The following is a 9,176-nucleotide window of genomic DNA, read 5'->3' on the forward strand; positions in this document are numbered from 1 at the left end:
CGGGCTCTGCGGGAACTGCGGCGGCACCGGCGGGGCGTACGGCGCGGCGTTCTGCGGAGGCTCCTGCGCGGGGGCGTCGGGACCGGGCGGCGGCGGGCCGGGCTGCTGGGCACCGGGCAGCGGCTGCGGAGCGTTCGCCACGGGGAACGGGGGTGGCGTCGTCGGACCGCTCGGATTGCCCCCCACACCGGGGGTGTTGGGGGCTGCGGCAGCGTCCGCGTCCTGCGTGTACCAGGCAGGCGGCGTGTAGTCGATCGTGAACTGCCCCGTCGACTCCGTGTCGTTCTCGGGCGCTGAATCCGCATCGGCCCGATCGGCGTCGGGCCCCGTCCTGCCCCAGCGGATCTCGTCCCGATCGCTGCTCACAATGCCTCCTGCTGTGTGGTCGCACACCCCGTTTGTTGCGCAGTGGCCCAGCCTAATGACGACGACTCCGGGGCACGGCACTGCGGCCCCCTCATGCTCGGCGCCCCGGGGACCACTCTGTTCGACACGACCCGACTCAACCAGTCGAAGGTCTCGGTCCAGTCTCGGAGGGCGCCGTCCGGCGGTCAACTTTCCGCCCCTTCACGACCGCTGTCCTCCGGGTACGGGGAGGGGCCGATCTGGGCGGAATGCCGGGGTTGGTCGCCGGTCAGGAGCCCGGCGGTCCCGGCGGCCGGCGCGACGCCCCGGGCGACCGACCGCGGCCAACCGTCGCCGCCCGCCGGGCCGTTGACGTCCGCGGCGAACCCCGGGGCCCGGCGCGGATCAGTCGAGCCGGCGGGCGTTGCCGAGCAGCCCCGTCTCCGCGTCGGTCGGCTGCGTCAGCGAGTAGTAGCGGTCCTTGCGCGTACACCACAGAGTGACGCCGTCGCCCAGCGTCGGGAGCGCCTCGGTCTCCTCACGCGGCAGCCGCATCGTCCGCGCCAGATGCGCCGCCTCGTCCGGCGAGACGCGCTGGATGCCCACCAGGGACGACGTCTGCAGCAACCGCGGTGCGGCCGGGCTGAGATAGGGGAGCAGCGTCACGACGGACTGCCACGGCGCCGACGTCACACGGCCCCGCGGCGGCTTCATGCCGCAGTCGCGGATGATGACGACCGGGCTGCTCACCGAGGGGCCCAGCGAGGGCACATGACCCACGTCGTACAGCGTCATGCACTGCTGTTCGGCGCCGGCCGCGCGCACCAGCGCCGTCCACACATGGGCACGGCCCGTCTCCACGGCGACACGGGCACCCGTGCCCGCCGCGCGCAGCGCGAGCACCTGCGCCGTCCACAGACCGCCGATGAGCAGCACGTCGTACGCCGTACGCCGGCTGAGCCCCAGCACGGCGGGCTGCCGCTGCGCGTCCGTACCGATGACGACGCCGTCGTCGCCGAGCGGTACCCCTATCGCCGACAGTTCCTCGACCGCCACCCGGTGCCGCAGATGGCGCGGGCCGCGCAGACCGAAGCCGGGACGGCGGGGACGGGTCGCCTCCAGCGCGGCCTCGTCGGTGTGCCCGAAGACCGGGATGACACCGGTGTCGGTCGCCGTCGCCACATGGCGCGGCTGCGAGAACTCGCCGTCGTGGCCGGGACCACCCTGGCCGGGCACGCCCCCCTGCGGCTGCTGACGGCCCAGGCCCGCACCCGGCATACCGGTCTGTCGGGGCATCATCGGAGTGGACATCAGGCGGTGCCTCCGAGGGGCAGAGTGGCGAGCACACCGGGCACTTGCTCCCGGTCCAGCGGCACGAGCCCGGTCTTCGCCCGGCTCGCCGTGCGCTGGAGTTCACGCCGCGCGTCGGACAGATCGTCCTCGCTGCGCGTGACGATGCGCACATGGCCCGCGATCTCGGCGGAACGCCCGTCGCCGCGGCCGATGGTCAGGCTGAAGACGGAGGTGAAGACCCGCAGCGAGGTGAGGATCGACGCCAGATGCGCCGAACTCACCGCGTTCGGGCCGACCTGGGGCCAGCGGCTGATCCAGAACGTGGAGTGCCAGCGGTCGTCGCAGCGCCAGCCGCGCACGCTCTCCTCCGTACGGCGCTGTGCGTTGCGGCCGTCCTGCGAAGTGGCGCTGTTGACACGGGGGTTGAGGCAGGTGGAGGTGGCGAGCGCCTGGACGACCTCCGACTCGTTGAGCACGGAGGCGCTGAACCCCGCGCCTTCGAGACGGCTCGCGAGCTGGTCCGCGGCGCGTGCGAGCGAGCGCTGCGCGCCCCCGAGACCGCCGCCGCGCGCCTCGATCGCCTCCTGGGTCAGCTCGGGCGTCAACTTCAGCGCCACCCACGTCATGCGCAGGGACGGAATGCCCGAGGCCTCCTGGAGCATCCCGTACGAACGCGCCACCACGGACTGGCCCGGCAGATGCGGAGCGGGTGCCGGCTGGGTGTGCTGCACGATCTGTACGGACTCCAGCCGGATGTCGTCCGTCGAGAGCGCGTCATGGAGCACGTCGAGCGGTACGGGGCGCTCAACTCGGCCCGTGCGCCCGGGCCGCAGCGGGGCGTCCTTGCCCTCGACGGCGATGAGGGCCGTCAGGAAGGTGCCGTCGCCGACCATGCCGATCGCGCGGTCCTCACGGGTGACGTACGTCGAGGTCTGCAACGCCGGGTCGCACTCGACGGCCGGGGTGAGGCTGGGGTCCGTGCCCGCCGGGATCGGGTACTTCGCCCCGCGCTTGCGGCGCCGCAGCGAACGCTTCAGCTCATACCACTCCGAGAGCGGGTGCTGTCGGCGGCGTACCAGTGCGAGGACCGTCAGCAGCCCGGCCACCACCGCGGCCGGAACGAGCAGCCACTTCTGCGTCGTCCACGCGGCCAGCAGCAGGGCCGCGGCGACCTCGATCAGCACGAGCTGCTGGAGCCGTACCGGACCGAAGCTGCCGGGCTTGCTGCTCAGACGCAGCGTCGCGGTGGTGGGCGCCGGCGAGGCGGCGGCCGTGGCCTGCTGCTCGTCGGTGCGCTGCGACGGGTCGCGCCGGCCCTGGGACCGGTTGCGGGTGGCGCTCGTCATCCCCCGTATTTCCCCTTCGAGGTGTCATCTGCACGGCTGCTGACCTCAGTTGTGCGGCCGTCTCCGTGTGCGGTGCCCTGTGCCTGCCCGCCGCTGAGGCGCTGCCGCACGGGCGCCGCCGGAACGGGGACGGGATGCGCGGGCGTGGGAGGCCGCACAGGCGCCGGCCGCGTCACGCTTCCGGTGAACCCCGTACGGGCGGTCCGCCCCCCGGCGTCCGCCGCCGCCCCCTGCTGTGCCGTCTGCTCCCTCACCCCCGGTGCCGTACGCGGAGCCGGAGCGGCCGGCACCGCTGCGGACGCCGGCCGGACGTCAGGATACTCATCGCGGGAGCCGTCCCGCAGGTGGCCGACAGCAGGGCACGTGAGGGCATTGTGCGGATACGGCGACGTCCGCCCCCACCCGGGCGTTTGCGCACGCATCGTGGGGCGGCATAGTAGTGCCGCCGGGGGGAGGCGGATCCGGGACCGGTGCGGTGCCGAGGAGGCGGAGGGGCGCGTCCCGTCCGTCCGCGGGGATCACCTGCCGAGCGGGCGCCGGACCGGCGCGGGGGCCTCAAGTCACCGCCGGCACCGGGTATTTCACCAGCACGTGAACGGGAGAGACGGGGACCGATGGCGACGCGGCGGGACGAGCTCAGCGCCCACACCTTCGCGCGGAAGCGCACGCTTGCTGCCTTTCTGCAGCCGGAATCGAGAGTGTCCGACGAGGAGGCGCCGCGCCCCGTACGAGCGATGATGCCCAGCATCGTGGTGGGCGTGGTGCTGGTGGCCGGTTCCATCGCCTGGGGGGCGATCGCCCCGAGCGCGCCCGAGGGCTGGGACAAGGCGGGCGAACACATCATCGTCGACAGCGACTCGACGACGCGGTATGTGGTGCTCACGGACAGGACGAAGTCCGGGAAGAAGGTCAAACAGCTCCACCCGGTGCTGAACTTCGCCTCCGCCAAGCTCGTCCTCGACAAGGGCAAGGGCGAGGTCATCGAGGTCTCCGGCAAGGACATCGACGAGAGTCCGCTCGCCCGCGGCGCGACCATCGGCATCCCCTACGCCCCCGACCGGCTGCCGAGCACCGAGGACGCGGAGACCCCGAAGGAGTGGGCCGTCTGCGAGAAGCCCGGCTCGAACGGCCAAGGGGAGCCGCAGCAGGGCGTGTTCGTGCTCGGCGGCCGGGACAAGAAGGCGCTGCAGGACAAGAACCGGCTCGGCGACGGCGAGGCCCTCTTCGTCCAGGACAGCGAGACCGGGGACCAGTACGTCGTGGACGGCACCGGCACCAAGATGATGCTGCACGGGCCCAACCAGAGCAGCGCCAAGTACCGGGCGGAGCGGGACCTGTTGACGAGGCTCGCGCTGCGCAACCCCGACAGGCCCCAGCAGGTCTCCACGCAGTGGCTGAAGACGCTGAAGTCCGGTGACGAGCTGACGTTCCCGGACCTGGACGCCACGGCCGGCACCCCGGTGAGCTTCGGGGGCGCGTCCGAACTGCCGCAGGAGGCACGCCAGGTCGGCAAGGTGCTGAAGTCCGACAACGCGGCCAACCCCTACTACTTCGTCGTGATGAAGAAGAAGGTGCAGCGCACCAGCCCGCTCGTCGCCAAGCTCGCCATGGGCGGCGCGGGCCTCGGCCAGCGCAAGCCCGTCTCCGTCAACGAGCTCCAGGCGACGCGGGCCGGCGCGGACAGCACCGTGGCGACCGGGGGCAAGGGCTGGCCCCAGGACGTGCTCGACCCCGTCAACCGGGCGGCGGAGGGCATCGGTTCGACCCCGCGCACCGTCTCGTGCAGCGTCTACACCGGCAAGATGTCGGGCGGTACGCCGAAGCTGGCGGCCTGGGCCGGTCCCGACTACCCGGCCAACATCGTCGACGGTGCCGCCAGCGCGTACGTCAGTTCCGGATCCGGGCTGCTTTACCGGGAGTTCAGCGGCCGGGGCGGCGGCGGAGGCCGGTTCCTGCTGACGGACTCCGGGCTGCGTTACGCCCTCCAGAACAGCGGCAAGGGCGACGAGTCCGGCGGCGACAAGGAGAAGGACGCGCAGTTCCGGCTCGGGTACGAGAAGGCCAAGATCGCGCGGGTGCCGCAGAGTTGGTCCGCGCTGCTGCCCAAGGGACCCTCGCTGGACTCGACGAGCGCCTCGCAGGAACAGGGGCTGTGACGCCTCCGCCTCCGCTCGCGCCTGGCGCGCGCATCACCCGGTGCGTTCCTGGGTAGGACGTAACTCCCGTGTCCGTCACGGGAGTTACGTACGTCCGGGGGGTTTCGGGGGAACGGTCGGGGGCAAGGTGAGTTCGGTGCGTGATCGCACCTGGCGCCCGCGCGATCACGGTTTGGTCGCGGCGGTGTGTTGACCACGTGACGGAAATCGCGTGCGAACAGTCGTGTCTGCGGGGCAAGGTAGTGTTCTCACGGTGTCAACTGACGGCCCGTTCTGTACGTGGCATAAGGTGACCCACCAGCCCGACACGGGCTGCTGAGACGTTCATCAGAAGAAGCATGGGGGAAGGTGCGCCATGGCAGGACAGTTTCGGGTAACAGAGGACGAGCTTCGCGCTCTGTCTTCGAAGATCAGCGAGGTCAACAGCTCCGTCCAGGGCGAGGTCAAGCGCCTCGACGGTGTGATCAGCCAGATCGCCGGCGGCTGGCAGGGCCAGGCGGCCAGTGCTTACCACCGGCTGCAGCAGCAGTGGAACGAGGATGCACGCAAGATGAACAACATCCTCAACGACATCAAGGAAGCGGTCGACTCCACCCGTCAGAACTACTCGGCGACGGAAGAGCAGCAGAACTCCGAGGTCAGCAAGATCATGTCGGACTTCGGCTGAGCCAGGCCCGTCAGGCCGGTCAGCGGGTGTCCACAACCCCGTACGAGTTCACAGCTACTACTACCGAAGAATCGCTGAAGGAGGAGTCGTAAGTGTCCGGAATTCTTGTCAATTTCCAGACGGTGTCGCAGGCCTCGCAGGACGTGAGGTCCACTGCCGGCCGCATCAAGAGTCAGCTCGACGACCTTGAGGCCATGGTCAAGCGCGTCGCCAACACCTGGGAAGGTTCCGCCCAGGAGGGTTACCAGACGAAGCAGCGTCAGTGGGACCAGACGGCGGACCACCTGCACCAGGTGCTGCTCAAGATCTCGACCGCGCTGCAGAACTCGGCGGACAACTACCAGTCCACCGAGAAGAGCAACGCGAACGTCTGGGGCAACTGAGCAACCGGCAGCGCCCGTACGAGGAGTGGGTCCGGCCACAACAGGCCGGCCCGCTCCTGCCGTTGCGTCAAGGGCGTTCGACTGGGCCGGGGTGAGCACGTCGGCACGGACCGGCGTCCCCGGGGGAGAATCACGATGTCCAAGGCTGTCACCGGATTCGATGACGAAGCACTGAACGAAGGGGCCGGCGCCGTCGCGCCCCGTGCGACCCGCTGTGCGCAGCGGGCTTTCGTCGTACTCACGGCCCTGGGCATCGCAGCGGCCGGCTCGGCGGCACCGGCGGCCGCGGACTCCGCGCACGGTACGCGGACTTCGCAGGGCGCCGCGGAAGCCGCGGGCCAGGACCGCGGCCTGGACAGCAGCAGTGAGTGCAAGTTCGGCGGCGACAACATCAAGAGCACGCCGTGGTCGCTCCAGCGCGTCCTGCTGGACGAGCTGTGGAGCGAGGCCACCGGCGAGAACGTCACCGTCGCCGTGATCGACACGGGCGTCGACAAGGGCAACTCCCAGATCCGCCCCGCGCTCGCCTCGGGCGGCAAGGACTTCGTCGGCAACTCGGGCGGCACGACCGACGTCAACGGCCACGGGACGCGCGTCGCGGGCATCATCGCCGCCCGCAAGGCCCCCGGCACCGGCTTCTCCGGCATCGCGCCCGGAGCGAAGATCCTGCCGCTGCGCTACACCGGCAGCGAGGACCCGAAGAAGCAGGGCAACTCCAAGACGCTGTCCCAGGCCATCAAGTACGCGGTCTCCAAAGGCGTGCAGGTCATCAACATCTCGTCGGACACGGTCGAGAAGGAGCCCAACGCCGCCCTGGAGGCCGCGATCCAGAGCGCGGTCGCCAAGGACATCCTGGTCGTGGCCGCCGCGGGCAACGACGGTGCGAACGGGAAGCAGGAGAACACCTACCCCGCGGCGTACGACGGCGTGGTCGCCGTCGCCGCCTCCGACCGCAACAACGAGCGGGCGTTCTTCTCCCAGTCCGGCAAGTTCGTGGACGTCGCGGCTCCGGGCGTCGGCATGGTCTCCACCGTCCCCAAGGGCGGCCAGTGCTCCGCCGACGGCACCTCCTTCTCGGCGCCGTACGTCGCGGGCGTGGCCGCGCTGATGATCCAGAAGTACCCCGGCTGGAATTCCGAGCAGATCGCCGCCCGCCTCGCCCAGACGGCCAACAGGCCGGGCTCGGGCCCCGATCCGCAACTGGGCTGGGGTGTCGTCGATCCCGTCGCCGCCGTCTCGGGCGACGACAAGCCACAGGACCGGCCGGTCCGGGACAAGCAGCAGAGGGGCCGGCACGTCTCGCCGATGTCCCTCACCATCGGCGAGAGCCCGACGGAACGCACGCAGCGCCTCTCCGTCTATGTGATGGCAGCAGGCACCGTACTGACACTTCTTATCGGCGGCACTGCGATCGCAGCCCGCGACCACCGCCGCAAGCGCGCAGCCGCGAACGGCCCGGCGGACACGACAACTTCAACGAGCCACTAGGCAGCAGGGGGAGAGGAGACGGGGCAATGAGCAGCGGATACAAGGTCGATCTGAGCGCCCTGGACGAGGTCATCAAGAAGCTGAACCGCGTCGTCGACGACATGGGCGGGCCGCACACCTGTGCCAAGTACGAGACGTATCTTCCTGCGGGGTGGCTGGGGAAGGGGTTCGCTGAGGAGAACGAGTTCCGCGGGGCCCACTCGGGAGTCAAGAGCGACATCGAGGGTTACATCAAGCAGTTGCAGCGCTTGATCAACCAGTTCAGCTCCAATGCCTCGCAGGTTCGCCGGAACTACGACGACCAGGAGCACAAGAACAAGCGCGGAGTCTCAAGCGACACCGACTTCGGTGCGTAAGCCGAGTGTTGACGGATAACGGTGGGGAGTGACGGCTCATGGGATACCCGGCTTATCAGACGCCGGAGCAGATCGAGGCTCAGCGACAGGCGATCGAGAACGCCAAGCGGGATTCGCACGCTGAGGGCCTCGAGGGTCACGAGAAAGAGATCTCGGACTACAAAAAGCTCAATGCGGAATTTCCGCTCAAGACCGACTTCACTGCCCACGACATCGACCAGTTGAAGGGCATGATCGAGCACGCCAATCCGGACGGTGTGGATCAGATCGGCAAGCACTGGAAGCGAGTTCACGACAAGCTGGTCGGTTCGGGCGGCGGCGGCTCTCCCTCGGGTGACAGTGCTTACGGCCAGTTGAAGAAGGCCGTTGACAACGTTCTTGAGCACTGGGAGGGCGAGAGCGCCAACCAGTTCAGGACCAAGGCCAACAAGATTCTTCAGCAGATTGCCAACAGCGCGACGCATGCCTCCAACGTCTCCCAGGTGATGACCCGGGCCTCGGACGACCTGCGAACGCAGCGGGACGCCATCAGCAAGATCGAGAAGCCGAGTTGGTTCTCGAAGGCGTGGGACTGCGTCACGGACTCCGGCCGTGACGACAAGTACACCGAGCAGGACGTCAAGAGCGGAAACATCCCGAAGGACCTGATCGCCCAGGCCAACGAGGGCTACATCGGGGCTGAGAAGGAAGAGCAGCTCAAGGCCGTCGCCATCATGGAGAACCTTGGGCGGAGTTATGTCGGGTACGGGCAGAGGCTGAAGAGCAACCCCGGCGTCGGTGACGGTCGCGACGACATCCCGCCGTCGGATCCGACGACCCCTATGCCCACGCCGATTCCGGCTACTTCTGGATCCTCTGCGACGCCCTCCGCGAGCGGGCGAGTCAATTCCAAGACGGACGCGGGGAGCACAGCCAAGGTGGGAGACGCGACCGGTCCGCGTGACGCCGGCATCTCCGGCGGTCAGCAGGTGCCGACGAGTCAGACTCACGTCGACAGCGCGCCGGCAGGTATCTCCGGCGGTGGAAGTGCCAGCGTGTCGGGCGGTGGAGCCGCCTCGGGCGTCGGGGCCGGCGGCAGCGTGGGCGGTGTCGGCGCCGGCGGCGCCACAGCGGGTGCTGTGGGCGGCGGTCTCGTCGGCGGC

General features: G+C 69.7%; 9 protein-coding genes. 6 read left to right on the forward strand and 3 right to left on the reverse strand.

Annotated elements, in window-relative coordinates:
* The 3 genes from AN218_RS18920 to eccE all read right to left on the reverse strand — a co-directional run.
* The coding region (locus AN218_RS18920; protein ID WP_275936984.1) for an SCO5717 family growth-regulating ATPase at positions 1 to 366 on the reverse strand (366 nt) is incomplete at its 3' end.
* A 384-nt stretch (positions 367 to 750) separates the two neighbouring features.
* A complete protein-coding gene (locus AN218_RS18925) occupies positions 751 to 1,656 on the reverse strand; it encodes a hypothetical protein (protein ID WP_244900526.1) in 906 nt (301 codons plus the stop codon).
* Complete coding sequence (gene eccE / locus AN218_RS18930) at positions 1,656 to 2,984, reverse strand: type VII secretion protein EccE (RefSeq protein WP_070018066.1); 1,329 nt, start codon at positions 2,982 to 2,984, stop codon at positions 1,656 to 1,658. Before eccE ends, AN218_RS18925 begins: the two co-directional genes overlap by 1 nt.
* 614 nt (positions 2,985 to 3,598) lie before the next feature.
* On the opposite strand from eccE, the gene eccB reads away from it, so the two are divergent.
* The 6 genes from eccB to AN218_RS18960 form a co-directional block, all read left to right on the forward strand.
* Positions 3,599 to 5,140, forward strand: a complete 1,542-nt coding sequence (gene eccB, locus AN218_RS18935; protein WP_070018067.1) for a type VII secretion protein EccB — start codon at positions 3,599 to 3,601, stop codon at positions 5,138 to 5,140.
* Between the two features lie 355 nt (positions 5,141 to 5,495).
* Positions 5,496 to 5,807, forward strand: a complete 312-nt coding sequence (locus AN218_RS18940; RefSeq protein WP_070018068.1) for a WXG100 family type VII secretion target — start codon at positions 5,496 to 5,498, stop codon at positions 5,805 to 5,807.
* Between the two features lie 92 nt (positions 5,808 to 5,899).
* Positions 5,900 to 6,190 (forward strand): WXG100 family type VII secretion target, encoded by a 291-nt coding sequence (locus AN218_RS18945; RefSeq protein WP_070018069.1) that lies wholly within the window; start codon positions 5,900 to 5,902, stop codon positions 6,188 to 6,190.
* A 135-nt stretch (positions 6,191 to 6,325) separates the two neighbouring features.
* Positions 6,326 to 7,678, forward strand: a complete 1,353-nt coding sequence (gene mycP, locus AN218_RS18950; protein ID WP_079132332.1) for a type VII secretion-associated serine protease mycosin — start codon at positions 6,326 to 6,328, stop codon at positions 7,676 to 7,678.
* A 26-nt stretch (positions 7,679 to 7,704) separates the two neighbouring features.
* Complete coding sequence (locus AN218_RS18955) at positions 7,705 to 8,034, forward strand: hypothetical protein (protein WP_070018070.1); 330 nt, start codon at positions 7,705 to 7,707, stop codon at positions 8,032 to 8,034.
* A gap of 38 nt (positions 8,035 to 8,072) precedes the next feature.
* Positions 8,073 to 9,176, forward strand: a 1,104-nt coding sequence (locus AN218_RS18960; protein ID WP_070018071.1) for a WXG100 family type VII secretion target, incomplete at its 3' end; no start/stop codon positions are given.

Source organism: Streptomyces nanshensis, assembly GCF_001751255.1.
In the GTDB taxonomy this organism is placed as follows: Bacteria; Actinomycetota; Actinomycetes; order Streptomycetales; family Streptomycetaceae; genus Streptomyces; species Streptomyces nanshensis_A.